This window comes from [Clostridium] symbiosum (genome assembly GCA_036419695.1).
Taxonomy (GTDB): Bacteria; Bacillota; Clostridia; order Lachnospirales; family Lachnospiraceae; genus Otoolea; species Otoolea symbiosa_A.
Map to the genome: position 1 here is coordinate 4,898,978 of CP143946.1, position 25,753 is coordinate 4,924,730.

Below are 25,753 nucleotides of genomic sequence, written 5' to 3' on the forward strand. Positions count from 1 at the left end.
TCCAATCACTCCTTATCCATTACTGTCCGGTAACGATTCCGTACCCGTCATTTTCGTTCATATTCGATTGCTACATCTTCCTCCTCCGGAAGCCATTCCGGAAAGTCTTTTCCTGCGGTGAGGCTCAGGGAATTGTGATCTTTTTTCGTGTCTCTTAGGATCGCGCTGAGGCGGTCAAACCATTTACTGGATCCCAGATAGCGTTCCCAGTAAAAATAAGTTCTGCTGTTCTTCACTTTGGACGCGCTGATCGGAGTTCCCGAGCAGTAGGCGCTGTTCAAAGTGCCGTATAGCTCCGCCATCTCCAGTTTCCGCTCCTCGGGTATGGTTTCCAGTCCCTTAAAGGTCTGGTTGCTGATTGTCTCTATCAAAAACCGGCTGCTGTATTCTTTAAAATTGAGCAGGTTCGGGTCTTCCTCCTGATAGCGTTCCGCCCAGCCGGAGATATCCACCTCTTTTGTATGATAACGGAAACTGCCGTCTTCTGTCCAGTTAATAATTCCATACTGGCAGGGAGGGATGGCAAGGGAGGAGGAAACAATCTCATAAATTCCGTATTTCCCCTCATCCAGCGGACTCTCCACATTCTTTTTCACCCTCTGCAGATGAAGATGGCCGCTTATGTAGACAGGAAGCTTATATTCTTCCAGAAGCCGTACGACATCCCTGTAGTTTTCCAGTGTACACTCCTCCGGATAGAGAGTACTCTCCTTCAGCAGGTTGTGATGGGCCACGGGGATTACCATGGCTCCGGCCTCCTTCGCCGCCTCCAGCTGCTCCCGCATCCAGACAAGGGTCGTATCCTTGATTCTGCCTCCCGTCTCATGGACGGGTTCGTAGATGCATGAATCCAGCATCATCATCCAGTAATGTTCATCCAGCCTGTAAAGATAACTCAGAGAATCCTTATCCCTGGACGACGCCTGGTCATAGCCAAACTCATGGTAAATATCGTAAAAGCCTTTGGCATCAACGCCCTCGGCCGTTTCTTTCTTATCGTCAAAATAGGTGGCTGCCCACGGATGGTTGATATCGTGGTTTCCCGGTATGACAAGCACCGGAATTCCCGCATCCTGCACCCTCCTAAGCTTTTTCGCCAGCTCCTGGTGGTTCACCTTCTCACCATTCTGGGAAATATCCCCGCTCAGGATCAGGACGGACGGTTTCTGCTTCAGGACCTCCTCCAAAAAAGCATCGGCAATCACGTCCAGATACGGCACCACCGTTCCGTCGTTCCATTCCGTGTAGGTGTCCAGAGATTCCCTGAAATCCGTCATTTTAGGAGACTGGTAGTGTAAATCCGACGCAACAATCATCGTAGGCGGACGGTACGGCTCTTCCTCTGCTTCCGTCTCCCGGCCGGCCGTATCTCCTCCGGAAGGACGCCCCTTTTTTCTTCCGGCGCCGGTCCCACGGTGTTCCGAATCTGCCCCGGCCTCCATACTCTCCGGCGGTTCTCCGGTTTCCGCGCCCTCCTTTTCGCCTGCCGTATTTTCCGTACTTTCTTCTATCTGCTCTCCGCTGCTTCCGTATATGGTCTGTTCTTCCCCTTTTTTACTGAAATCGGGTACAAACTTTACCACCAGTACGAGAACTGCAAGGAGCAGTAGCAATTCTGCCGCATAGACGAGCAGAGACATCTTTCTCCATTTTCTCATTCTGTATTAAGTCCTCTGTGCCAGTCTTTTTCTGATGTCACTCTCTCTGTCCTCAAACAGGAGATTTTTATTGTATTCATAATAACGCTCACATCTGTTTTCCCTTAAAAAATTCACACTGTAATAATTTGTATTCAGCTCCGTCACAAAAATGACCATCTCCTGGCCCGCGGCGAAGGCGGCCTCCATAAAATCAAAGCCGTGTTCCAGCATTGTAAGGGCTGTCTCCGACATCGTGTCGTATTCGCGTGCCTCTTCCCTGAACAGCTCCCGGACTTTTGCAAAACCGGCTTCAGGGGAAACGATATGCTCTTTTTCCAGTGTCAGTGCGTAGTCCTGCAGTTTATCCGCCGCATCCCGGTTAAGATGCTCTTCTCTTCTGCTGATGAGCCCTGCCTTATGCCTCTTTTCCAGGTCAATAACCATCTCCGCAGCTAGGTTTTCAAGCAGCCCCGCGGCGCTCTCCGTCGTCTTTGTTTCTACCGTCTTTGCTTCTACTGTTTTTGCTTCTACTGTTTTTGCTTCTACTGTTTTTGCTTCTACTGTTTTTGCTTCTACTGTTTTTGCTTCCACCGTCTTTGTCCCCGCCTCTGTTACCGGCATTTCATCGGCCATCTGCCTGAACATACCCAGTTTTTCCCTCAGAAGCTCCAGATACCGTCCCTTCAGGTAAATATCCCTGAACTTCCCGTTTAAATGGGACAGGACGAGGCTCACAACACTGAATCTCTCATCAAAAGGCGCGGCCGCCACACGGCGCGCCATCTCCGTATCCGGTTCTCCGGAAAGGATCCGTTCAATCTGGTAATCTGTTTTATACTTGCTGTAAAGCTCCAGGTAATTGGCGAAATCCTTCGCTATTCCCGGATGTTCAATATACTGATATATGACGTCTCTGTCAACCGTTTTTCCGAGTTTTTCATATATTTCCAGAAAACGGGCGAGATCTTCCCAGCCCCTTGGCGTCGCAAAGCGTTTGCCGTCCACGGTTGTTTCTATCCTGTAAAAATGTTCGGGCCTGGCTTCCAGATAAGCGGTTACCGCCGGATGGATATCAGTCATGACCGCATATTCCTTCCAGACTTTGTAATCCGCCTCCACATCGATTTTCTTAATCCGGTCCAGGGTCGCAATATCAAACTCTCTGACGGATTTATTATACTCCGGCGGGTTTCCGGCCGTCACAATAATCCAGCCTTCGGGAATTCTGTGGTTTCCAAATGTTTTGCACTGCAGAAACTGGAGCATCATCGGCGCCAGCGTCTCGGAAACACAGTTGATCTCATCGATAAAAAGAATTCCTTCCTTAAGCCCCGTCTCCTCCATCCTGTCATAAATAGAGGCCACAATCTCACTCATCGTGTACTCCGTCACGGAACATGGCTTCCCGTCGTACTCTTTCTCCACAATATAAGGAAGGCCGATGGCACTCTGCCTTGTATGGTGCGTGATGGTATAGGAAACCAGTCCCACCTGGCATTCCCTGGCAATCTGCTCCATAATCTGAGTTTTTCCGATTCCGGGAGGCCCCATTAAAAGAACCGGCCTCTGGCGGACGGCAGGGAGCAGATACTCCCCGCGGCCATCCTTCATAAGATACGCTTCGATGCAGTTTTTAATTTCTTGCTTTGCCCGCTTGATATTCATGTCACATCACCTGTTTTTCGGTCTATTCGTCTTACCTGTCATGTCTTCTACTTCGAGTTTAAAAACGGCTGTTTTTTCCACAACCCTGGCGTCAAATTCAAATGCCACGCTCTCTCTGTCATACTGGCGCATGATCAGATTTAATGCCTCATACTTTTCTTCCATATCTTCCACAACGGACGCCCTTCCCGTGCCGCAGACGCTCTCATAAAGCATTGTTGTCTTGCAGGCAGGCTCTTTTAAGACCAGCTCCTCCTCCGCATACATGGAGAATGCGGTCCTGTTATCGCATTTGATCCGGTCAAACTTGGTGCCTTCCCCGGCTCCGTGGAAATAGAAAACAGTTTTTCCCTCCTTAACGCCGGCTCCAAAGTTGATGGGAATCACATAAGGATAGTCCTCTCCGGAAAATGCGAGGCTGCACACACGGCATCTCTTTATTATTTCCATAATTTCATTTTGATTCTCAATTCCCCTGTCTTTTCTTCTCATTGTTCGTTTCTCCTTTCATCCTCAAACTCTTCCGGGTCCAGAATCAGCTTGATCGCCCAGGGCGGAACATCCGCGTCGCTGTAATCGTCCCGCATAAAGACAAACGCCGTATCATAGGCCGGCCTGTGGACCGGAAACATCCCGTAACCGTCCGTAAAATAGATGAGGCCCTTAAGCCCGGTAAACTCCTTTTTCTGCACCAGAGAGTCCACATACTGGAACGCAGGCCTGAAATCCGTGCCCCCGCCTCCGGCAATCTCCATATGATCCATATAATCCTTAAGCTCCAGGGCCGATTCGATTTTCCGGTCACTCTGAATCTTTTCATCACATTGTATCACATGTACGTTCACCTTTGTAAAAAAACTTTCCGCTTCCGAGAGCACGGCATATGTCTGTTCCAGAAACCGTTTTACAAGCTCGCCGGAGCATGACATGGAAGTATCGATCACGATGGCGAATTCCTCGATCTTTTTTATCTCCTTTGTCTCCAGAGGTTCAATCAGAGGCATATTTCCATAGGTTCTCAGTCCGTAATCATAGTAAATGTAATCGAAAGCGTCGGTGTCGATCTGAACCGTCTCCTTCATCACCGAAAATTTCCTTAAAAATTCCCTGTAATCATACCTCTCCCGGTTCTCGATTTTCACCTGGCGGGACAGCTCCCCTGCCTCCTGCGACGCCTTTTTGGAAAAAGATTCCATCTCCGTCTCCATTGATCCGCGCAGATTATCCCACTTGTTCTTTCTCTCCTGTGGCAAGTCCGGCCTGTCGTTTTTATCATTCCAGCGGGAGTGATCATCCCTGTAAAATTCTGCCATAAGCGAAAGATACCGCCCCTCCGGCAGATTTTCTTCCTGGAGGCAGCGGTAAATACTCTGGGCATTCATAACCTTTGTTTTCTCTTTCAGACGCAGATAACACTCTCTCCTTACAGGAGACTGGGGGCAATGGAGACACTTTATCTCCATCCCGTCTATCATATATTCCACGGCAATATCACATGCCAGATTCCACAGTTCTTCGGCTCTCTTTCCCCTTGTATCCATATGGACAAAAATACAGTGGAGGATGGAGTGGAAATACAACCGGTTTACATAAACACGCCCATCCATATATTTTCCCGCCAGAAACTCGGGCTGGTACGTATAGCAGAAGCCGTCCGTCCCTGCCCCCCTGGCGGTGAAATCCGGTACAAACTTAAGGGAACTGAGCGCCGCGTCCATAAAACGCAAATGCAGGTAAAGCTCGTTTCTCGTATTTATCAGTATATCACGGCAGATAGCAGCAAGCTCTTCGGCCTTTTCCTGTTCAAATGCCGCCGGCGTTTTTCGTTCCATTGCGCTTCTCCTGATTCTTCTTTTCCTGGTTTATCTTTTCCTGATTTTTCTTTTCCTGGTTTTCTTTTTCCCTGGCTTCCCTTACCTTCTGGAAGCCCTCGTCGCCTACCGCCACACGGATAAATTCTTCCATCGTCTTGGTCAGGTATTTGTTGCGCTTCTTGTAAAAATAGACCTGTCGGACTGAGAGTGATTCATCCATCTTATAATAACACAGGGGAACTTCATAGGACAGGCTGGCAACGAGGCCGTCGGGGATAAAGGTTGCCCCGATTCCCTTTCCCGCCATATTGAAAGCCGATACGACCTGATCCGGTTTCAGAATAATATTCGGTGTATAATTCTGACGGCCGCACATCTTCACGCCCCGTTTGTAGATACTGTTCTCTTCCTTGACGAAAATAAACGGCGTATTCTTTAGCAGGGGAAGCGGCAGTGCGGGGAATGCGTCGTCGCTATGGCGTTTCGCCGCTATATCGGCGGCGCTCAGCTGATATTCCATAAGCTCCCTGTTAATCTCGAATTCTCTTGGAACGGCCAGAATAATCCGCTCCGTATAATAATAGTATTTTTCGTAATTTTTATCGTCCAGCTCCGAATTGTCTATAATCAGATCGAGTTCCTCCCCCATCAGCTTATCGGTCAGCTGGGAGGTTGTCCCTTCGATCAGTTCAATCTTGATCTGAGGGTATTTTCTGGAAAATTCACCGAGCAGCCCCGGCAAAATAAAGGAGGTGAAAAATATGGTTCCTCCAATTGAAAGTTTTCCGGTCAGAAGACCGTTCAGGTTATTCAGTTGGTTAATTGTATTCTGCTCCAGGGCAAATAACTTTTCAATAGCATCGATGTACACCTCGCCGCTGGGGGTGAGGCCGATAGGTGAAGTGCTCCTGTCAAATATCGGACTTCCTATCTTTTTCTCCACCTTCTTGATCGCCGTACTTAACGCAGGCTGGGTGATATACAGCTTTTGCGCCGCTTTTGAAAAGCTTTTCTCTTCGTATACCGCATATACGTATTCTTTACCGTCGAACATCGTTCCTCCTGTTTTTCCACTCTGTTTTTATTGGTTTCCCGGTTCCGCCCTCTATAACGAAAAATTAATAACTATTATTTTATTATATAAATTTGATTATATACGAACCATGTTATATAATCAAGTTAAAGAACAAAAATGATACATTTTTTTCGGCTTTATAACTCAAATTTTTTCCTCTCAGGAGGATAGGCCCGGTAAGAGGCATTCATAAGAAAACTTATGACATCCGTACGGCCGGCCCGGTTTGAGGCATGAATCAGTTTATCAAAGCCGGTTTTCCCCAAAGCCGGTTTCTTTATATCGGAATATTCCTCGCGAGCACGCACTGCATAACCCTCGTTCCCCAAACAACCCGCAGCTGCGTGCTCAACCTTTATCCTTTTTTCATCATTTTCCCCTTCAGACGGTAAAAATTCACCGACAAACCATTTCCATTCGTCCATACTGTCCTTCTTCAGAAGACAGGCTGCCGCCTCTTCGGGATGAAGGATCAGGTATTCCCTGTACATCAGTGAGGCTTTTTCCGTCAGTTCCAGTGGGAAGCGGAGTCGTCCCATTGCAAGGGCCGCCGCTCTTGCAGGCGGTTCCTGGGTCTTTGCATGGATAAACAGGCTGTCGTATTCACGGAACTTAAACTCCGTCCCGTCGAATGCATAACGGTAGCGGTGTCCGCAGCCGTGCACATGGGTTTCCAGAATCCTGGCCGGCGTGTTCTCCACCGCCTCCTCATAAAATACAGGGAAAAAGAGACTGGCGCGCCCCGTACACCCAAGCTGCCCATCCGCGTCTTTCTCAAGCTGCCTGTAATCTACGGTCAGCGACTCATTCAGCTCCGCCAAAACCTCTTTCAGGCACGAGCGTTCCCCCTTCACAACACCGATTTCCAGCTCCTCAATCATCCGGCAGCCATTAAAAGCCCCGGCTCCGATGTCTGAAATTGTGGAATACATCGAAAGCTTTTTAAGGCCGTAACAGTTATAGAATGCATAACGGCCGATTTTTCGTAGACCGGAAGGAAGACGGATTTCCTTAAGGCGCTCACCGCAGGCTGGCTGAAGTCCGGCCATATTGATACCCGGACTTTCCACACTGCCGCCTGCACCGGTTCCAGCAGCACTTCCCGGCAATCCATCCGCACCGGCTCCGGCAGCGCTTCCCGGTTCCTCATCCGCCTCCCACAGTTTCCCTGCGGGCGTTCCGCGCATATCCCCGGAAAAGATGTAATCTCCCAGTTCCGTCACCTTCCTGCCGGAAATAGTTTCAGGGAGCACAATCTGGCTGCACTCCCCGTAGCATCTGAGTATTTTGACGGAATCTCCATTTTCTTCATAAAGGCATTTCAGTCCCATTTTTATATTCTCCGTTCCAGGAAGGCAATAACCCCTTCCAATGTTTCCGGCTTCGCCGCCAGCTTCAGTAAAAGCTCCTGCGTGGGCTGCATCAGATCCGGCACCATGACCGGGATGAATCCTCCGTCTATGGCCGCCCTGATTCCGTTGAAGCTGTCCTCCAGGACAACGCATTCCGACGGAGGAACTCCCGCTGCATCGGCCGCTCTCAGGAAAATCTCGGGATCCGGTTTCGCATGCTCCACCATATCCCCGCAGACAAAGCCGTCGAAATAATCCTTCACCCCGGCCGACTCCACATACCGGAGCGCCCTGCTGCTCTCGGTGGACGTGGTCAGCCAGATCTTATAATGATGTTTCTTAAGCCATTCAAGAAGTGAATAAAGTCCTGGTTTGACCGGTATTTCATGCGTATCCAGATAGTGGATGAGAAGCTCTCTCTTCCTTCTTCGAATCCCTTTAAAATCCGTATGTTCACCGTGACAGCGGTAGAACAGACGCTCCATCTCCTGGCTGCGGCTGCCGCGGCTGTAAATCAGGAATTCCTCGCTGATGGCGACTCCCGCCTCGGCTCCGGCCTGTTTCCAAAAATCCGACGCCAGGCACTCCGTATCGAACATCAGCCCATCCATATCAAAGAGTACCGCTTTTACCTGCGCCATCTTCCCGTCCTCCGTCCAGAACCCACTCCTTCAGTTCATCCCCATCGTACTTAAGCTTCAGCGAAAAAAAGTCGTCTCTCTCCAGAAGGAGCCTGTGGAAGATTTTGTCACCCTCCCAAAGGTTCAGTTTAAATACATCTTCTTTCTTCACCCATTCAAGCGTACCCTCATCGCACGCCTTAAGTTCTCCGGTAAAACCGTCGGCCGTGAACAGGCAGATATATTCCGTCGGCCACCCTTCTGCGATGAAGGTCAGGATTCCCCTGAATTTCCATGAGGTCAGGGTCAGTCCCGTCTCCTCCTTCGCTTCGCGCAGAATACACTCCTCCGGACTCTCATCCTTTTCAAAATGGCCGCCTACGCCGATCCATTTATCCTTATTGACATCTTTTTCTTTCTTCACACGGTGCAGCATCAGATAGCAGCCGTCTTTTTCAATATAGCAGAGCGTAGTCAGCTCCGATTTCCTTTTTTCCTGCATAATTACTTCCGTCCTTTTTCTGCTGTAATCCGACCTGCGGGGACAACGGCTTAATAATGAACCGTGAGATGTGAAAAATCCTTCGCCTCATCCTCCAGGATATTCCTCAGAAAGTCGCTTAAGTCGCTGACATAGTCAATCTCGTTCCAATACTGATATGCCTTCTCATTCTTAACCTGATCCGTGATCTCAAACATCCTGCCTCCATAGTAATAAACACAGAGCCTTGCATAGAATCTGGCCATCTCATCTATCTTTTCATCGCTGAAGAACAGTTTGCGCTCCAGCGTATGTTTCCTGAGATCCAGGACCGCATTTCTGTATGTAACCTGGTTTAAAAAGTTTTTACTGAAGGTTTTAAAATCCGACAAATCCCGGTTTTTATAGGAGTTTCTCTTTGCCCAGCCGTCCACATCCACCGATTTTGCATCATACTGAATGTCGCCGCTGTTCCAGATTTTCATCACGCCGTACTGGCACGGAGCCATCACAAGGGACCCGGTCACAATTTCACTGATTCCGCTGTCCTCATCCTCTTTATAATGCTGCAGATGAAGATGGCCGCTGAGATGGAGGCGCACATCGTAATCATAGAGCATGCTTACCAGCTCTTCATTGTGCTCTATCGTACAATTGTCATAGAATTCACGGCTCACACCGCTCTGGTCAAACAGATTATGGTGGCTCACCGTGATAACCTGGGCGCCTTCCTCCCAGGCGGCCTCCAGCTGCTTTTCCATCCATTCATATGTCTCCCTGCGGATCATTCCGCCGACCTGATTGACCGGATCGTACTGGCAGGAATCCAGCATCAGAAGCCAGTAGTAATCATCCAGCTTATACAGATAGCTGAGGGAAGCCGGATCCCGGTTGTCCGCAGCCACATAACCATAGTCTGCGTAGATGCTGCTAAATTCATCCGCGGTAATTACATCTGTTTTCACGGTACCGTCCGAGGTGAACTTTCTTGCGTAATGATTATTAATATCATGGTTTCCTGGAATTACAGCCACCTCTATGCCATGCTTTGAAAGCACTTCCAGTTTGTCGGCCAGCTCCTCATGGCTCTCTTTCTCTCCATTCAGCGTCAGGTCTCCGGTGAGGATAACCAAATCCGGATCCTCCTCGATCACATCGTCGAGGAACGCATCGAGAATCTCCCAGCCGTACTGAAGCACACGGCCATCGCTCGACTCCACGGCCGTCATAAAGCTCTGGCATCTGTTTCCGGCCAGTTTTTCCGCCAGATAATGAAGGTCGGTCGCAACAATCACCTTCTGCTGCACAAATGTATCGCCGTCTCCGGGCAGGGTCTCTTTCGTCTCCTCTTCCCGGCTCCCGGCCTCTGTTTCCTTCTGTTCCCACGACTCAAAGCTTTCCGTCTCTTCCCGGGACTCTTCCGTCGTCTTCTCTGCTTCCGTGGCCGGCGGTTCCTGGACACTTCCGCTCTCCTCGGATACGGAAGGCGTGTCCGAAGTCCGGGAGCCGCAGCCTGCCGCCGTTCCGGCAACACACAGGGCGGCCAGGACAGCCATCCATTTTCTGTATCTCATCGTCTTGTCCTTTTCCTTTCATGAATCGTAACGGCAGGTCTACAGCACATAACTGTGGTCAATCTCGATTACCGCGTAATAGTTTTCCCACTTTTCCCGGACTCTTCTTGTGATTTCATCGGCCACCTCCCGATCCGACAGCTTTAACTGGAACGGAACGACCACATCGAATATCAGGTTCGTATGGGTGGGTCCCTTGACCATCCTGAAATCGTGGATGGATAAGTCCCCGTTTATTTCTTTGACCAGCTCCGCCACGCACTGTTTGACGCTCTTGACCTCATCGTCGTTGGTGGCAATGGGGTCCATGTGGATAACGGCATCGCAGCCCAGCTTCTCTTTTAACTCTTTTTCCGCCTGGTCTATCACATCGTGAAGCTCAAAAATATTTCCATCTCCCGGAACCTCGCCGTGGAAGGAAATCATCAGCCTGCCCGGTCCGTAATCGTGCACCACCAGATCGTGGATTCCCACGATCTCGCTGTGGGACAGCGCAATGTCCCGGATCTGGTTGATCAGCTCCTCCTCCGGCGGCTGGCCGAGAAGCGGGCTCAGCGTATCCTTTGCCGCGCTGTAGCCTGCATAGAGGATGAACAGAGCCACCATGGCCCCGCACCAGCCATCCACATTCACGCCGGTGAATTTAAGCACCAGCATAGCCAGGAGTACGACGGAGGTAGCCACCGCGTCGCTCAGGCTGTCCGTGGCCGTCGCCTTCATCGCAGCGGAGTCTATCTGCCTGCCGACAAACCGGTTATAGCTGCACATGTAAAGCTTTACGCACACGGAAACCACCAGAATCACGATTGCCGTCATACTCATCTCAACAGGGGCGGGTGACAGGATCTTGGACACAGAAGATTTGGCCAGCTCCACGCCCATCAGGATAATTGCAGCCGAGACGGCAAGTCCCGATATGTACTCAATCCTCCCGTGGCCGAAGGGATGCTCGGCGTCCGGCTTCATTCCCGCAAATTTGAACCCGATCAGCGTGATGAGGGAGGAACCCGCATCCGAAAGGTTATTGAAGGCATCGGCCATAATGGCGATGGAACCGCTTAAAACGCCCGCCAGATATTTTCCGATAAACAGGCAGATATTGAGCCCGATCCCCACGGAACTGCAAAGCGAGCCGTACATACGTCTCACCGCGGGGTCTTTTATGTTATCGGAGTCCTTTATGAATCGTTTAATCAGAAATTTAATCATTGCTCAACCTCGTTCTTTAAAAATACGAACCGGCTCCCATCGGACAATTCCGGTGTATAGGAAAAACCGAGACGGTCAAACTCTTTTACCGTCTCAAATCCCATGGCATTGTGTTCTGCCAGAAAGCGGACCATCTCACCTCTGGCCATCTTTGCCTCCGTCGCCTTTACTTTAATCTTCCCGTCTTTCATGGTTCCGAATATACAGGTGGCAAACTCGTCCTCCGGCTTCAGCCACGGTTCCACGGCGCTGCTGTACTCTTTCGATGCCAGATTGAGGACTTTCACGCGTCCCGCGCCCTTCTCCGGGCGGTACAGCTCCCGGTAAAGCTCGTCCTTCCAGTAGCCGTAAAGGTCCTTTGCTCCCCCCACAGGGAGTTTGGCCTGCATCTCCAGGCGGTACGGCACAACGGCGTCGTCGGCCCTTAAAATACCGTAAAAACCGCTCAGGATACGCAGATGACGGCATATGTACTCCCACTGGGCCTCAGAAAATATCTGAGGCGCCATATATTGATACTGGATTCCCACATAGGAGAGCGCCGCCGGCGTCATATTTCTTCTCAGATCCATATCACGGTAGCGCAGATAGTTCTGATGGGTGATTGCGTCATTAGCCGAAAACAGTTTCTTAAGCTCAGGCTCCGTAAAGGACTGCAGCTTCTCTTTCAGCACCTCCGTCTTCTCTATCAGCACAGGCATATTTTTCCAGGGCAGCTCATCCGCCTTAACCTGCATTTTCTTTGCCGGGGATATAATAATGCGAAGCTCTGCAGCCAGAGCTTCTTTTTCTCTCTTTGTCATCTTTTTAATTGCCGCCTCCCGCTTCATGGCTTCCTCTTTTGTTTCCCAGGCCTCATAATAGGCCAGCGTGACCGGCCGCCTGCTCTTCGTATATTTGGCACCTTTTCCCGCGTTATGTGTCTTCAGCCGCTCCTCCAGATGGTTTGTCCACCCGCAGTAGAGCGACGAATCGGAACATCGCAGAAGGTATGTGTAATTCATCATCTTCCTCCAAGGGGGTATGTAAACGGTAACAACACCTTGCAATGTGCCGTTACCGTCCAAAGCCCCGGGATGCCTTTCGGCAGTTCCACTTTAGAGCCTTGTATCTATCTAAAGCATCGGCCGGATGCGCTACTCTCTTCCTCTGCTTTGGCTATAATCTATTATATGGATTTTCTCCTGAAATGCAACTTTCATTCCGGCATTTTTTTCCGGCTGTCAAAATACAGGAAGTTGTCAATGCTGTCCAGTATGTCGGAAAACTCCTCCCTGGGAGCCAGTTCGATATACTGTTTCAGCATCTGTTTTTCCTTCTTCTTATAGCGTCCGTAGAAAATGTCGTAGAGGTTGTGGCCTCTCATATGAATTTTAAAAAGCTCCATATTATTTTTTATATCTTCTTCCGATTCCGGAGTCCGTCCCAGCGCACTGACAAACTTTCTGCCCGAACGAAGCCGACCGAGATATTCTGTCCACTTCTGCCAAAGAATATGATAAAATTCTTCCTCCGATTTCACAATTCCGATTTTTGCCATGATTTCCGGATTGAGGAAGTAATTTTCAAAGGAATAATATTTCAGAATCAGGACGTTTTTCCGTCTTACCCTCGGCAGGCGGTCCACATCCCTCAGGTTCTGCTCATCATAATAACGGCACAGTTCTCCGGCCAGCTCCTCCGGATCCTTTCCGTCCCCATCCCGGATCATCAGGAACTGATCTTTTAAATAAACCTGGTTCATATATTTTAAATTGGCGTATGTCTTGATATTGGTACAGCTGTTTGTCGTTATGATGGCAATCCTCGAAAGGTTCCCTTCCCTGTCGTGAACCTCGGAATAATATTTTTCCAAAAGCAGTGGAAGGCGGCTCTTGTCCTGTTTCCCTTCCACGATAAATACAAAGTCTACATTCAGCGCGTCGGCCGCCCCATAACCGAGATCATCAAGGATTTCCCCGATGTCCGTATTCTGGCGGAGCACGGAGTAATACTCGCTGTCCAGCACCACCTGCCGGATCTGGCCGTTGGTGAAATTCAGCAGTAACTGGGGAGAATGGGTACTGAACACAACCTGGTTTTTCTTGGAGAGCCTGTAAAGTATCTCACTCGACACCTTCTGAAGCTGCGGGTGCAGAAACAGTTCGGGATATTCCACAATGACAATGCTCGGTATCCGGTTCTCCCCCTCGATATAAGTCTCCAGCAGGGACAGCATATAAATGCTCCGCATACCTTTTCCCATATGTTCAACCGTATCCACCTCGCCGCGATCGTTGTTGTAGGTCTTCACCTCAATCTGGAACATCCTGTCGATATCACAGCGCAGCTCATAGAGGATATCGTCGTATCCCCCGTTTTTGTGGAAGTTCTCATTGATCCGCTCCACGAGGTCCCCCATGTTGGACTGATACAGCTTGTATTCGAGAAGTTTCCTCGTCTCGGCGGCATCGAGATCCTCGGGTTTCTTCTTGTTAATCAGGCCAATGCACTGAAAACAATGCCTGCATTCCTTGGCTCCATCAAAAAGGCAGCGGCCGGAACGGAGCTGATTCATCATCCTGTTGTCCTGAAACAGCAGGAGATCGTTCTGGAACATCTGCAGATCTCTTGCCGTGTTGATATAGTGAATCCTCGGAAGAACTTCCCGGATGCAGGGATTATCCTTTTTAAATCCGTCCGTATAGCGGACTTTCCCCTCGTAATTGGCGGTGTAGGTAAATTCCAGCAAATCCCCTTTGCAAGACGGCAGTTTCCTGTAAAATTCCTTCTCCCACACCTCATAGCGCTTATAGCGGCTCACGATACCGGCCTGGTGCATCATCCTGCGGTCTTCATCCGTAATCTGCAGGGTCACTTCGATTTCCACATTCTGCTTTGCCTCATTAAAATCAGCTTTCGAAAGCTCTTCCACTCCCGCCATGACGCGGATTGCGTCCAGAACGGAGGTTTTCCCCGTATTGTTCTTTCCCACCAGAATCAGGGCATTCTCCATGTCCCGGATCTCCATGTCCCGGATTACTTTATAGTTTTTGATTCTGAGACGTATAAACTGCATGATCTGCCTCCTTTCGGCCGTTTTACCGTTATTGTCCACAGCTCAATGCGGTATGGACAGTAACGTATTTCCCGCTGCCGTGCAGCCTCCCAAACATATAAACAGTTATGCTTTAGTATACTCTAAGCCGGGCAGGTTCGCAATGAGCTTTGAACAGAAAAAGGCGGCGGAACCATCCGATCCCTGCCGCCCGCCCGGTTTTTGCCGGGAATCCTGCTACTGAACTTCTTTTATAAGCACCAGCTTTTCCCCTGGCCGAATCTCATCCTCCGTCAAACCGTTCGTTTCCTTGATGTTTTCCACAGTGGTATGGAATTTCTTCGCGATTTTCCACAGTGAATCCCCAGGCTGCACAATGTAACCCACAATGCCCGGCATCTGCTGGAGCTTCTTCATATCCAGCGGCTCCACCTTCACGCCCGTGACCACAGGCTCGCATACCGGCTGCAGCACCAGCAGATCGGCGGCAATCACCGCCTTCACTTCCACAGAATCCCCTCCCAGCATCACGGCCGTAAGCTGTTCCAGTCCAAGGTTCATCTGCCAGATGCTGTCCGCATTAATGCCGTCGGCCTCCGCCACGCAGTGGAACGGTACAATCTCTGTCGTTGCTCCCACCGGCTCCGTGTCGTCGTCGGTTAAGTACAGCAGGCTCACTTCCAAAACACCTTCGATATGAAGTCCGTCCTCCCTCGGCTCCGCCTCATCCAGCTTCACGCTGCCGCTGCTATGGCAGATTTGAAGAATCCGGTCCGGTTTGCTGATTTTAAGCTGCTCCGCTACCTTGCATTTGCAGATGTTCCTTGTCAGCAGCCGGTCGAAACAGGCTTCCCCGCCATCCAGTATCAGCTCCCGGTTGGTAGAGTAAAGATCACTTAAGAGCTCCACATTTTCTTCCATGTAGAGTTTCATATCCAGTTCCAGGACGGCATCGAGCTCAAAATCACGCATTTCCCCGTCGTAATCCGGCTTCATCTCGATTCCCCGGTGCAGGATCCTGACGCCGATGGCCGGAACCATATTCTCCTCCGCCTCCGCAAGCTCCACATCGCCCGAAAACGGGATGCTCTCCTCCAGCCACTGAACCGGCGTATGCTCCCCTTCCCCGGCATAGATGATAAATACCATCAGCTCCCCTTCCAGATGGATATTTCCGTCCATGGGGCGGCAGGTGACGCCTCTTAACCGCATCTCATTCCACAGGATGCTTTCGATGTTCGGTTTATTGCCCGAAACCTGGATATCCTCCTTGATCCGGTATGTATCCTTTCTCCTGACCGCGATTGCCGCCACGTCGATACTTCTCTTTAATACCTCCACCTCTTCATCATCCGTCTCAATGTCCACGGCTGCCTCCGCATCGTACAGATTCTCCACCCGCACCTCCAGAGTCACGACTGCCTTGATGCTTAGTTTTCTGGAATTGATCATGCTGGTGTTCAGATCTTCAAGCGTCCAGGATACCTGGGTATAGTCGTGCTCATCCAGATCCGGCACATTGACCGTCTCATCGAACGGCACCTCTCCTCCCAGCGCCTGAAGCCCTCCTTCTGCTTTTCTGTACAGCACACGGAAAGCCAGTTTTCCCTTAATCAGAACCTTATCGCCCTGGGTTCTCGATGATTCAATCTGGATCTCGCCGTTATCCAGAAGGACCTGGGATACGTCGTCCATGGTGTCCGGAACGATAAAATCGTCGTCCAGAGTGATCTGGGATACCGCGCTTCCTTTCTGTCTGTTCATATGTATATTTTTCTTAATCAGCTCCATCATTAATGATCGCACCTGCCCTTTCCATATCTACAACTTTATGAAAGTTTATGCGGACAGACGTGACATTATTCCAAACAGAAGGGGATGATATTCAAAACCCGGAAGAGGGGCACCTTGAATTCCTTAATGAATTATCATATAATGAACTGGTCATGATCTGGAATTATTCAAAAAATGGAGAAAATAAAATATGAGTTACAAAATTATGCTGCTTCTAAAGCCGCGTATCAAAAAATATTGTGAACAAATCCTGGGGAGCTCCCGGGATGATGTAGATATTACCTACAGAGAATATAATGAGTTCAGCGAACTGATCTCCATATTTCTTGAATCTAAAACTCTGTACGACGGTTTTATTACCAGCGGATATATCCCCTGGCTCACACTAAAGCATTATATTCCGAACGGTGAAAACATTCCGACTGCATGTTTTGACATAGAAGTAGAACATGTCTATCAAATGCTGCTGAAATTAATGCTGTTAAACGAGCAGACGGATGTTAACAGGATTGGCATTGATTTCCTGGAAGACGGCTATACTCTCCGCGAAGCTCTGACGGAGGAAAAGCTGGCGGTCATGGCGGATTGTTTTTGCAAGAAGCTGGAAGAAAGCCGTCCGGATGAGATGGAGCAACGAGAAGAAGAACTGCTGGAAAAATATAAAAACAGACTTGAATGCCATGAACTTGATCTGATTCTTACACAATTTCACAGCGTCCTGAAGCTGGGTGAACAGTATGGGGTTGCTTCTTATTATGTAAACCCCAGTATCAAAGAACTCACCCGCACCTTTTCCGCATTAAGGCAGAAGATGGAGATGAAACGGATGAAAGAAAATATCTCCGGCGCCATCGTAATCCTGCCCATGGAGAAGGAAACCTGGGATATCGCCAATGAGGAGAGAGAACGCTGCCTGTTTCAGCTTAAGCAGGCGGTCATGATGCTCAACAAACGCTACATGAACAGTTTAATCCTTAAAGAGGGTTATAACGGCTACGAAATTTACACCAACTCCATGCTGATCAAAAAAATGACGGATAACTGTACTTCCTGTGGTGTCCGCCCGTTGCTAATACAGGAGATGAACTTTAAAGGCGTTATCAGCTATGGTATCGGCACCACAATGAATCAGGCACGAATGAATGCCTGGGAGGCTGCCGCCTACGGTAAAAAAGTGCTCGGTAAAGAGCAGGGCAGTTTTTTAATGGACGAAAACGAAAATATGTTTCTTCTGGATGCCTCTCCAGAAGAAATAGCCACCCAGCCTGCTGAATCCAGCAAATACTTAAGGGAGGTTGCCAGTAACGTCCGCCTTTCCGTTGAGACCATTTCAAAATTGGCCTCGATGATACGGCTAGAGGGTTCTGATGAAGTGACCGCCGCCCAAATTGTAAAAAGTCTGGGCATTTCCCCCAGAACTGCGAGTAAGATCCTGACCAACCTCCTTCAATATGGCTATGCAGATATGATAGGGCAGGAAAGCCTCGGTGGCAAGGGACGCCCGGTCAAGCATTACCGGCTGAAAATCACAGTATAAAACAGGCGGCAGTGTCAAGGTAAAAGTTTTTCTTTATACCTGGGCTCTGCCGCCTGTTTCAAATTAAGATCCTCAATTGTGGGATTATCGCGAATCTTAACAGGAGGTAAGTTACTGTTCTTTCTGCGCTCCGTATTGCGCTTCCCGATGTATAATAACTTACAATTCCGGCTCCACATTGGATGGGATCGGACAGTGGTAATCCCCTCCTCTTCCTGTGAAAAATTCCTCCCTGGCCTCTTTCAGTAAGCAAGGGCAAACAATCAAATCAAGCGCTGTAAGAGCCAAAATTTTTGCGGCGGTTATCATCCCCGTTTGTCCAAGGGAAGAACCGCTCTGTGATACCTGCTGCCAAGAATGATCCGGTGTCCCAAGCGCCTTGCAGGCTATAAATATCTGTCCGGTTGGGGTTACATAGCTTACGTCACCAACATCGGTGCTGCCCGGCAGTATGCCGCCGTTTTGGGGAAACGGGGCTATTATATCAGCTGCCACCCGGCCTTTCAGCTTATTCGCCGTATCGTCATCCGTTTGTTTCCGGATGGATGCCAATGCACTTTCCTCAGCAGACCCGGGGAGGGTCTTTTTAATTGCTTCAGCAAACCTTAACTCCTCAGATGAAAAGGGTGGGGACCCTATCTGTTCAAGGTTTTTCTGAAGCAGGCCGCCCAGTATCCGGTTGGGAATATAGTTGCTGTAACCCTCCCCCCGGGCGATCTCACAGCGAGTTCCCGTCATCAGAGCCGCCCCCCGGGCAACGTCACATATACGCTCTAAAATGGCAAATGCATCGTTTAATATAGGGGCTCTTGATTCGTAAAAGACCTCTGCAAAGTCCGGTACCACATTGGGCGCGCTGCTGCCCGGATTTGTAATTGCATAATGAACCCGCGCCTCAGGGATAATATGCTCCCTTAAGTAGTTGCAGCCGACGTTCATAAGTTCTACCGCGTCCAGGGCGCTCCGCCCCAGATAAGGAGAAGCCGCCGCATGGGATGTCGTCCCATAAAAACGGAAATATGTACACAGAGCGGCCAGGCTCGATGTATTCATAACAAAATTGGCATCTCCCGGATGCCAGCATAACGCTGCATCCACACCGTCAAAACAGCCGGCTCTTGCCATAAAGGTTTTACCGGAACCCTTTTCCTCGCCCGGACAGCCAAAATAAACAATCGAGCCTTTTATTTCATTTTTCTGGAGATAATCTTTGACGGCCACTGCGGCCGCCATAGACCCAGCCCCCAGCAGATTATGGCCGCAGCCATGTCCGCAGCCGCCCTCTTGAAGCGGCTCCTGTTTCGCCAAAGCTGCTTTCTGGCTCAATCCCGGGAGCGCGTCAAATTCCCCCAGTATGGCAACTACCGGTTTTTGACACCCCCATCTCCCTTCAAAAGCGGTGGGCATCCCAGCCAGATTCTTTGTCACCAAAAATCCTTCTTCTTCCAGTATTTCGCACTGTCTTCCGGCAGATTTAAATTCCCTAAGGCCCAACTCAGCGTAATTCCATATCTCCTTACTCAGCTTTTGAAACTTTTCCGCCTTCTTATCAATGAGAACACAAACATCTTTTTTCCGGATCATATAGATTCTCCTTGTCATTTACTTTAAGTGAAATCTGTGTTTTAACGCCGTCCTCATGTCCATCCCATGGGCGGCATATTCCATAGACTCGGAAAGAACATTTTCCAGAAACATTCCTGCTAATATGATAAGAAAACCAATCAAAACAGGCATAGCAGGATAATCCTTTAAAAAAAGGGCAACCCACAGCGGTCCCAGGATCATTTCCCAAAGAGCAATAATCGAGGCTTTTCGGGGATTCACCAGTTGAAGGCCGAAGTTATAGAAACCGTATCCCGCCCCCATTTGGACTGTTCCGAGAAGCAGCATCACAAACCAGTTCTGGACTGTAAGATTCCGCAGCTCTGAAAAGGTCGGAGGCAGAACTAAAAACGTAAATAAACCCGAAAACAGACAGGCAAGGCAGGTCAGCCCAAGCGGGCAATCACCCGACGCATGTTTGGCGCTCAGTGTCATCAGGGCAAAGGCCAGACCTTCACTGAGTGCGATCAGGTTACCTTTTGTCTGCCCGGTACTGCCGAAACCGGTACTCATAAAAAACAGGACGCCAATCAGAATCATTACAACCGGTAAGACACTATTCCAATAAATCCGTTCTTTTTTTACCACTGCCAGCAGAAGAAGCCAGACCGGAGCCGTATACTGCATTCCGACGGCAATGGCGGATGAAGTCTGGCCCAAGGCCAGAATCACCCCTGTTACCAGGACTTCAAATGAGCCGATGTAGATAAGGAACCAATAATTCCAAATCATTTTCCTCGGTCTAAAGAACGGAAGAAGGACAATGCCCGCCAGCAGAGAACGAAGTCCACAAACCAGTAATGGATCCAAATCCCGCTGCACAAATTTCACGAGAGGGGCATTAAGGCTCCAGCATACCGCCCCCATGAAGACAAGGAATGAGCCGGATAACTTTTCTTTTAACATAACCACCGACCTCTGCCAATTAAGCGACACTATTAGAACGGCCCGTAGTTAATCAACTGCGCAACCAGGATAATGCCAAAAGCTACTGCTGAGAGAAGCGTCCATAATTTCCAGGAAAATTTAACCCACTGGCCGTATGTCACGTTTCCTACTGCCAGCATTGCATGCAAAGATCCGCTGGTTGGATAAAGCATGTTGGTGAACCCGTCGCCGTACTGGTAAGCAAGAACCAGAACCTGCTGGTTAATATGAAGCACCTGCCCCAGTGGAGAAAGAATCGGCACAAGCACAACCGCTTTTCCTTCACCGGAAATAATGAAGAAATTCATAAAGATTACAATCAGGTAGATTGCCAGCAGGGTAATCAGCATCCCCTGATCGGTCAACATCTGGGAGATGTAATAGACCAAAGTATCGAGCATCTTAGCCTGTTTCATCAGACTCGTAACAGCCTGGGCAAGTCCCATAAGGAATACAACCTGAAGCAGATCGGCAGCTCCCTTTGTAAAAATACGGCATGCCTTATTCATATTTATTCCACCCGCAATTGCAATTGCGATTGCGGCCACCAGAAATACCGCCGACATCTGATTATAATCCCACATCAGTTTGACTGCCCCGTATGTCTGGACCACCAGAGCAATGAAAAATATGGTCAGTCCGGCCTTCATTCTGCCGGTCAGCCGAACCGTTTCATGAAGAATTTCTTCCTCCTCATTGCGGGAAGATACATACTCTTGCGCCACTATGCTTTTCGTCGGATCCGCTTTGATTTTGCGGCAGTAAAAATAGAGATATCCCACCGCCACCAGGAAAAATATAACCTGGGCGATCACACGCAGGCCAATGCCGGAAAAAATAGGCAGTCCTATCATCTGCTGAGCTAAACCCGTGGTATAGACATTGACAATTCCTCCGGTCCATCCAAGACCAATACTCATGATAACAAGTGATATTCCCACTAAACGGTCATACCCCAATCCAATAACAAGCGTGATCATAATCGGAATAAACGGAATCAGGTTTTCCGCCATTCCCGCCGCGCCTAACAGCGTAAAGAAGAAAAGGAAAATAACTATCATTAGAAATTCTTTTCCCTTGGCATGCTGAATCAGCACTTTTACCCCTGTTGTCATAGCATCCGTGCTGTCTAAAATGGCAATGGCTCCCGTCATGATCAGGATCAGAGAACCGACGGCCATGGCCGCTGTGATGCCGGCATTAATGGAAGTAAAGAATCCCAGAAATGTAATGGGATTATCCTGTTCTACAAAATGAAAGCTCCCCGATACTACTTCACTGTATCCGGTCGCCTCATTGGCAACCCTGGTATACTCACCACTCGGTATAATCCAGGAAAGGACAACCACCAAAAGCATAACCGTCATCAGAATTAAATATGGGTGCGGAAGTTCAAACCTCCGTTTTTGTTTTACAGCCGATTTCATAACTCTCCTCCATTCCTACGCTTCATTCCCTTTATCGCTGTTTCTATAAACAGCCTTATCCCCAACTATTGTTTCCATAATCTTTATTTCTTTAATTTCATCCGGATCAATGGCCATAGGGTCTCTGTCGAGAATCACAAAGTCTGCCAATTTTCCGGGTTTAATGGTGCCTTTTTCATTTTCCTCATGATTCTGCCAGGCTCCGTTGATCGTATTGGCACAAAGCGCCTGATAAACGGTCAGTGCCTCATCCGGCCCGAGTATTTCTCCGCTGTAAGTCTTTCTGGTTACAGACGCCCATATTGAATTGAGCGGATCCGGAGGCAGGACAGGACAATCCGTGTGCATGGTAGGCCTCATCCCCAGTTCAAAAGCCGTCCTGATGGGATTATAATGCAGGCACCTCTCCGGCCCAAGGAAAATCTCTCTGTGAACGTCTCCACAAATATATACACAGGGCACAAAGAATGAAGGAACAATCCCCACCTCTTTCATCTTCAGAAGCTGATCCTTTCTGGCAGTCTGTGCATGGACGGCTGTATGTCGGATATCCGGTTTTGGATTTTCTTTCTGGCACTGCTCATATACATACAGTACATCATCGATAGCCGCATCACCATTACAATGGATATACATCTGGACGCCGGCATTATGTACGGGACGGACAATAGCCAACAGTTCTTCCCTGCTATGGATCGGCATACCGCAGTATCCCGGTTCCATGTCGGGAATATTATAGTACGGCTTCGTGAGATAAGCCGTTCCACACTGGATTGAGCCATCCTGGAATGCTTTTGCCCCATGCAGCGTAATCATATTACTTGAACTCTTTATATTATTTTCCGCATAAAAAATCGCTTCTTCCGGAGAAGACCACCAGATACAGCGGATCCCTAAATACCCGCGCTTAAGGGCTTCCTCCAGAAGTTCCTTGGCGCCCGAGCTTCCCTGCCCCTGGTTGGCTGTAGTTATGCCCCTTGACGCATAGAGCTCAGTAGCCGCCTTAATCCCCAGCAATTTGTCCTCTTTTGATCCCAGGAAACCAAAATATTCGCTGTTCCAGACCTGCATCACAGCCATCTCTCCCAGAATTCCGTTCGGCTCCCCAGCCTCGTCCCTGTAAATCACGCCTCCGTCGGGATCCGGCGTGTCCCTGGTGATTCCCAGCATAGACAGCGCCACACTATTTAAGTAAATAGAATGTGACGTGTAATTATCTACGATAACCGGCCTCACGGCCGACACCCGGTCCAGATCATGACGGTTTAAATGACGTTTCTCGGCAATGCCGCAATTGTCAAATCCCGCCCCAATCAGAGTCTTTCCCCTCCGGCAGTGTCTTTATTGCCTCCTGTAGCGCCACAATACAATCCTCCACCGTCCTGAACTTTCCGAATGGTGGGCAGCGCAGATAAACATAATTAAGCAATCCAACCCCGGCTTCCTGAAAATGACTATGGGCATCGTAAAATCCCGGCAGCATCGTGCCTCCGTCCAGGCAGACCATTCTCGTTCCATCCGCAGCAAACTTCATCATCTCATCCTTGCTGCCACAGGCTAAAATACTTCCATCCTTTACAGCCACTGCCTCAACAACCTGCTCCGGTCCCTCCATGGTTCTGATAACTCCGCCATAATAGACTGTGTCTGCTGCACTCATCTTTAAATGATCCATTTCAAAACTCCCCCTTTCATAAATTAGACTTTTATACTCCCCCAGTGTGTCCCTCGCCAACACTGTTACCCTGAATAATCCTCAGACACTCCCTGCATTATCTCTTTGTCTCCATTTTTAGTAATTTATTTTCTATTTATTGAGCACTCATTAAATATGATATTATCATCATTAGAATCAATTGTCAATATATTTTTATTTCATATTTTAATTTTCTAAAAAGCCTCAAAATAACTCACCAATAACTTTTAAAACCTCAGTAAAGCAACATTAAACTATTACTATCAACAAAGAGTCCTGCCCGATGAGCTTTTTCCCTTGAAAAAAATTCAAGGAACTTTTCTGTCAAATAAAAAACGGGAGCGCCCGCTAGTACTGGGGCTCATCCCGTTTTTCTAATTTCTATGGATTATTATCAATTTGTTGTTTCTTCCCTGATTTTGTCAGTTCCAGGTATATTGGTATCAAATGAATGCTCATAACCTTCTAAAAAGTGATGTCTCTCCCCATTCTTCACATACCCGATACAGGCATCCAGATTGACATTTTCCACACTTTTGAAAATGTTCGTCTCAATATGCGGATTGATCCGGCGGAAATGGTTAATCAGTTCTTTCATCTCCTGCCGCTTGGACAGATGGTTTTCATCCCGTCCAGCCACTGCCTCCGCCGCTTCGGTAAAACGGCAGGCACACTGGAGAAAGTGAAGGCTGTTAAAATCCTTCCAGGCCAGTATATCCGCCTCCTTCACCAGATAAAGGGGCCTGATAAGCTCCATCCCCTCAAAGTTGGTGCTGTGGAGCTTCGGCATCATCGTATTGACCTGAGCGCCGTAGAGCATACTCATCAAAATTGTTTCTATCACATCGTCGAAATGATGCCCGAGGGCAATCTTGTTGCATCCCAGCTTTTTCGCGTTGGCATACAAAAAGCCTCTCCTCATCCTGGCGCACAGATAGCAGGGCGACTGATCCACGTCCACCACCACGTCAAAAATATCCGATTCAAAAATAGTAACCGGAATATTCATAATTCTGGCATTTTCCTCAATCATCCTGCGGTTGGCCGGATTATATCCCGGATCCATGACCAGGAAATGGAGGCCGAACTTCATCTTCCCATGTCTTAAAATCTCCTGCATGCATTTGGCAAGAAGCATGGAATCCTTTCCTCCGGAGATACAGACGGCGATATTGTCGCCCTCTTTAATCATATCGTATTCATTAAGCGCCCTGACAAAAGGGCGCCATATCTCTTTTCTGAACTGCTTGATAATACTCTTTTCTATCTCACGGCAGCGATCCGGCGCTTTTTCTTTCTTTTGTTCCACCGCCATGGCTGCTTCTTCTGCATGCTGTGCCGGTTCTGTACCTTTCTCCGTCTCTGTATTCCGTACTGCTACCGCACTTTGTGTTGTCTCTTCATTCTGCATATATTGTTATTTTTCCTCTATTCCGTCGCATCACTTCTGCTCCCGGGCGCTGTTTCCGTCTGAGCCGGCTGTTTATTACCTTCCTCCAGGATTACAGCGGGAACCGGCTTTCCGGTTGCCTCCTCCAAAGCCTTTCTAAGGACTTCAACTTCTTTCTGAAGCTTTTCCATCTGCTCCATCATCATACGGTTATGCTCACTGATAATGGTTTTCTGCTTCTTCTGAATCGGCACGCCGTCCTTCTTAACAGGACGGGCCGGAATTCCCACCGCAGTGATATTCTCATCCAGCTGACGAAGCAGCACGGCGTTGGCCGCGATGGAGCAGTTGTCGCCGACTTCGAATGAACCAAGGATTTTGGCCCCCGCTCCAACCGTCACATTATTTCCCAGCGTTGGGTGTCTCTTTCCCTTCTGAGTGCCCACGCCTCCCAGCGTCACGCCCTGATAAATCGTACAGTTGTCACCAACCACCGTCGTCTCTCCGATTACCACGCCGCAGCCATGGTCGATAAGAATCCCGTGTCCCAGCTGTGCGCCCGGATGTATCTCGATCAGTGTAAAAAATCTTGCCAGCTGGGAAATCAGCCTGGCGATAAAAAACATGTGGTGTCTGTAAAACCAGTGGGCAACCCTGTGCCAAATCAACGCATGGACTCCCTGATATAAAAGCAGCACTTCAAGCGCATTCCTCGCCGCCGGATCCCTCTCCTTTACGGCTTTCACGTCCAGCCAGATATCCTTAAGAATCATTCTCTCCTACCTCTTTTTGTTATGTCTTCACTAGTGTCCGCCAATAAGTATCTATGGGGTGAAGTATATCTTATTTTATTCTATGCTGTCAAGCAAAGTGTGAGAATCACAGGGAGAGTTGCGGTAATTCTGCTTTT

General features: G+C 48.9%; 21 protein-coding genes and 1 pseudogene. 1 reads left to right on the forward strand and 21 read right to left on the reverse strand.

Translation table 11 applies throughout. The features are described from left to right. Positions 1-47: 47 nt before the first annotated feature. The 14 genes and pseudogenes from V3C10_21950 to V3C10_22015 form a co-directional block, all read right to left on the reverse strand. Entirely contained in the window at positions 48-1,658 is a 1,611-nt protein-coding gene (locus tag V3C10_21950) for a metallophosphoesterase (GenBank protein WVP61940.1), read from the reverse strand. Positions 1,659-1,664: 6 nt separating this feature from the next. After that, positions 1,665-3,305, reverse strand: coding sequence for an AAA family ATPase (locus V3C10_21955; GenBank protein WVP61941.1), 1,641 nt, complete (start codon positions 3,303-3,305; stop codon positions 1,665-1,667). A 6-nt stretch (positions 3,306-3,311) separates the two neighbouring features. Continuing rightward, complete coding sequence (locus V3C10_21960) at positions 3,312-3,797, reverse strand: pyridoxamine 5'-phosphate oxidase family protein (GenBank protein WVP61942.1); 486 nt, start codon at positions 3,795-3,797, stop codon at positions 3,312-3,314. After that, positions 3,794-5,137 (reverse strand): VWA-like domain-containing protein, encoded by a 1,344-nt coding sequence (locus tag V3C10_21965; protein WVP61943.1) that lies wholly within the window; start codon positions 5,135-5,137, stop codon positions 3,794-3,796. The genes V3C10_21960 and V3C10_21965 overlap by 4 nt, the downstream gene beginning before the upstream one ends. Continuing rightward, positions 5,109-6,173, reverse strand: a complete 1,065-nt coding sequence (locus tag V3C10_21970) for a LysR family transcriptional regulator (protein WVP61944.1) — start codon at positions 6,171-6,173, stop codon at positions 5,109-5,111. Before V3C10_21970 ends, V3C10_21965 begins: the two co-directional genes overlap by 29 nt. Positions 6,174-6,331: 158 nt before the next feature. Continuing rightward, a complete protein-coding gene (locus V3C10_21975; protein ID WVP61945.1) occupies positions 6,332-7,525 on the reverse strand; it encodes a leucine-rich repeat domain-containing protein in 1,194 nt (397 codons plus the stop codon). Between the two features lie 2 nt (positions 7,526-7,527). Beyond that, the gene (locus V3C10_21980) at positions 7,528-8,187 is read right to left on the reverse strand and encodes an HAD family phosphatase (protein WVP61946.1); all 660 of its coding nucleotides are present in this window, start codon (positions 8,185-8,187) and stop codon (positions 7,528-7,530) included. Continuing rightward, positions 8,159-8,668 carry an 8-oxo-dGTP diphosphatase gene (locus V3C10_21985; protein WVP61947.1) on the reverse strand — a complete coding sequence of 170 codons (510 nt, stop codon included), beginning with the start codon at positions 8,666-8,668 and terminating at the stop codon, positions 8,159-8,161. Before V3C10_21985 ends, V3C10_21980 begins: the two co-directional genes overlap by 29 nt. A 50-nt stretch (positions 8,669-8,718) precedes the next feature. Next, a complete protein-coding gene (locus tag V3C10_21990) occupies positions 8,719-10,221 on the reverse strand; it encodes a metallophosphoesterase (GenBank protein ID WVP61948.1) in 1,503 nt (500 codons plus the stop codon). A gap of 39 nt (positions 10,222-10,260) precedes the next feature. Continuing rightward, a complete protein-coding gene (locus tag V3C10_21995) occupies positions 10,261-11,430 on the reverse strand; it encodes a cation diffusion facilitator family transporter (GenBank protein ID WVP61949.1) in 1,170 nt (389 codons plus the stop codon). Further along, on the reverse strand, positions 11,427-12,233 hold the full coding sequence (gene yaaA, locus V3C10_22000) for a peroxide stress protein YaaA (protein WVP64682.1): 807 nt from the start codon (positions 12,231-12,233) through the stop codon (positions 11,427-11,429). The genes V3C10_21995 and yaaA overlap by 4 nt, the downstream gene beginning before the upstream one ends. After that, positions 12,228-12,437: pseudogene (locus V3C10_22005) on the reverse strand (GIY-YIG nuclease family protein). Before V3C10_22005 ends, yaaA begins: the two are co-directional and overlap by 6 nt. 191 nt (positions 12,438-12,628) lie before the next feature. Next, on the reverse strand, positions 12,629-14,488 hold the full coding sequence (locus V3C10_22010) for an AAA family ATPase (protein WVP61950.1): 1,860 nt from the start codon (positions 14,486-14,488) through the stop codon (positions 12,629-12,631). Positions 14,489-14,704: 216 nt separating this feature from the next. Then, entirely contained in the window at positions 14,705-16,261 is a 1,557-nt protein-coding gene (locus tag V3C10_22015; GenBank protein ID WVP61951.1) for an SPOCS domain-containing protein, read from the reverse strand. 190 nt (positions 16,262-16,451) lie between these two features. Between V3C10_22015 and V3C10_22020 the strand changes: the two genes are divergently transcribed. Then, positions 16,452-17,798, forward strand: coding sequence for a hypothetical protein (locus V3C10_22020; protein ID WVP61952.1), 1,347 nt, complete (start codon positions 16,452-16,454; stop codon positions 17,796-17,798). A 159-nt stretch (positions 17,799-17,957) separates the two neighbouring features. Here the strand turns inward: V3C10_22020 and V3C10_22025 are convergent, their stop codons facing one another. The 7 genes from V3C10_22025 to cysE form a co-directional block, all read right to left on the reverse strand. Then, positions 17,958-19,382 carry an amidohydrolase gene (locus V3C10_22025; GenBank protein WVP61953.1) on the reverse strand — a complete coding sequence of 475 codons (1,425 nt, stop codon included), beginning with the start codon at positions 19,380-19,382 and terminating at the stop codon, positions 17,958-17,960. A gap of 18 nt (positions 19,383-19,400) precedes the next feature. Continuing rightward, complete coding sequence (locus V3C10_22030) at positions 19,401-20,309, reverse strand: DMT family transporter (protein ID WVP61954.1); 909 nt, start codon at positions 20,307-20,309, stop codon at positions 19,401-19,403. A gap of 32 nt (positions 20,310-20,341) precedes the next feature. Then, complete coding sequence (locus tag V3C10_22035) at positions 20,342-21,757, reverse strand: Na+/H+ antiporter NhaC family protein (protein ID WVP61955.1); 1,416 nt, start codon at positions 21,755-21,757, stop codon at positions 20,342-20,344. A 15-nt stretch (positions 21,758-21,772) separates the two neighbouring features. Further along, a complete protein-coding gene (locus tag V3C10_22040) occupies positions 21,773-23,074 on the reverse strand; it encodes an amidohydrolase (protein ID WVP64683.1) in 1,302 nt (433 codons plus the stop codon). Next, complete coding sequence (locus V3C10_22045; protein ID WVP61956.1) at positions 23,055-23,432, reverse strand: hypothetical protein; 378 nt, start codon at positions 23,430-23,432, stop codon at positions 23,055-23,057. The genes V3C10_22040 and V3C10_22045 overlap by 20 nt, the downstream gene beginning before the upstream one ends. Before the next feature lie 415 nt (positions 23,433-23,847). Next, positions 23,848-24,768, reverse strand: coding sequence for an ATP-binding protein (locus V3C10_22050; protein ID WVP64684.1), 921 nt, complete (start codon positions 24,766-24,768; stop codon positions 23,848-23,850). A gap of 113 nt (positions 24,769-24,881) precedes the next feature. Further along, positions 24,882-25,616 carry a serine O-acetyltransferase gene (cysE, locus tag V3C10_22055; protein ID WVP61957.1) on the reverse strand — a complete coding sequence of 245 codons (735 nt, stop codon included), beginning with the start codon at positions 25,614-25,616 and terminating at the stop codon, positions 24,882-24,884. Between the last annotated feature and the right edge of the window lie 137 nt (positions 25,617-25,753).

Bases quoted from the DNA above. Each gene is read 5' to 3' on its own strand.
- V3C10_21950 (WVP61940.1), bottom strand. From the start codon at position 1,658: ATGAGAAAATGGAGAAAGATGTCTCTGCTCGTCTATGCGGCAGAATTG.
- V3C10_21955 (WVP61941.1), bottom strand. From the start codon at position 3,305: ATGAATATCAAGCGGGCAAAGCAAGAAATTAAAAACTGCATCGAAGCG.
- V3C10_21960 (WVP61942.1), bottom strand. From the start codon at position 3,797: ATGAGAAGAAAAGACAGGGGAATTGAGAATCAAAATGAAATTATGGAA.
- V3C10_21965 (WVP61943.1), bottom strand. From the start codon at position 5,137: ATGGAACGAAAAACGCCGGCGGCATTTGAACAGGAAAAGGCCGAAGAG.
- V3C10_21970 (WVP61944.1), bottom strand. From the start codon at position 6,173: ATGTTCGACGGTAAAGAATACGTATATGCGGTATACGAAGAGAAAAGC.
- V3C10_21975 (WVP61945.1), bottom strand. From the start codon at position 7,525: ATGGGACTGAAATGCCTTTATGAAGAAAATGGAGATTCCGTCAAAATA.
- V3C10_21980 (WVP61946.1), bottom strand. From the start codon at position 8,187: ATGGCGCAGGTAAAAGCGGTACTCTTTGATATGGATGGGCTGATGTTC.
- V3C10_21985 (WVP61947.1), bottom strand. From the start codon at position 8,668: ATGCAGGAAAAAAGGAAATCGGAGCTGACTACGCTCTGCTATATTGAA.
- V3C10_21990 (WVP61948.1), bottom strand. From the start codon at position 10,221: ATGAGATACAGAAAATGGATGGCTGTCCTGGCCGCCCTGTGTGTTGCC.
- V3C10_21995 (WVP61949.1), bottom strand. From the start codon at position 11,430: ATGATTAAATTTCTGATTAAACGATTCATAAAGGACTCCGATAACATA.
- yaaA (WVP64682.1), bottom strand. From the start codon at position 12,233: ATGACAAAGAGAGAAAAAGAAGCTCTGGCTGCAGAGCTTCGCATTATT.
- V3C10_22010 (WVP61950.1), bottom strand. From the start codon at position 14,488: ATGCAGTTTATACGTCTCAGAATCAAAAACTATAAAGTAATCCGGGAC.
- V3C10_22015 (WVP61951.1), bottom strand. From the start codon at position 16,261: ATGATGGAGCTGATTAAGAAAAATATACATATGAACAGACAGAAAGGA.
- V3C10_22020 (WVP61952.1), top strand. From the start codon at position 16,452: ATGAGTTACAAAATTATGCTGCTTCTAAAGCCGCGTATCAAAAAATAT.
- V3C10_22025 (WVP61953.1), bottom strand. From the start codon at position 19,382: ATGATCCGGAAAAAAGATGTTTGTGTTCTCATTGATAAGAAGGCGGAA.
- V3C10_22030 (WVP61954.1), bottom strand. From the start codon at position 20,309: ATGTTAAAAGAAAAGTTATCCGGCTCATTCCTTGTCTTCATGGGGGCG.
- V3C10_22035 (WVP61955.1), bottom strand. From the start codon at position 21,757: ATGAAATCGGCTGTAAAACAAAAACGGAGGTTTGAACTTCCGCACCCA.
- V3C10_22045 (WVP61956.1), bottom strand. From the start codon at position 23,432: ATGGATCATTTAAAGATGAGTGCAGCAGACACAGTCTATTATGGCGGA.
- V3C10_22050 (WVP64684.1), bottom strand. From the start codon at position 24,768: ATGGCGGTGGAACAAAAGAAAGAAAAAGCGCCGGATCGCTGCCGTGAG.
- cysE (WVP61957.1), bottom strand. From the start codon at position 25,616: ATGATTCTTAAGGATATCTGGCTGGACGTGAAAGCCGTAAAGGAGAGG.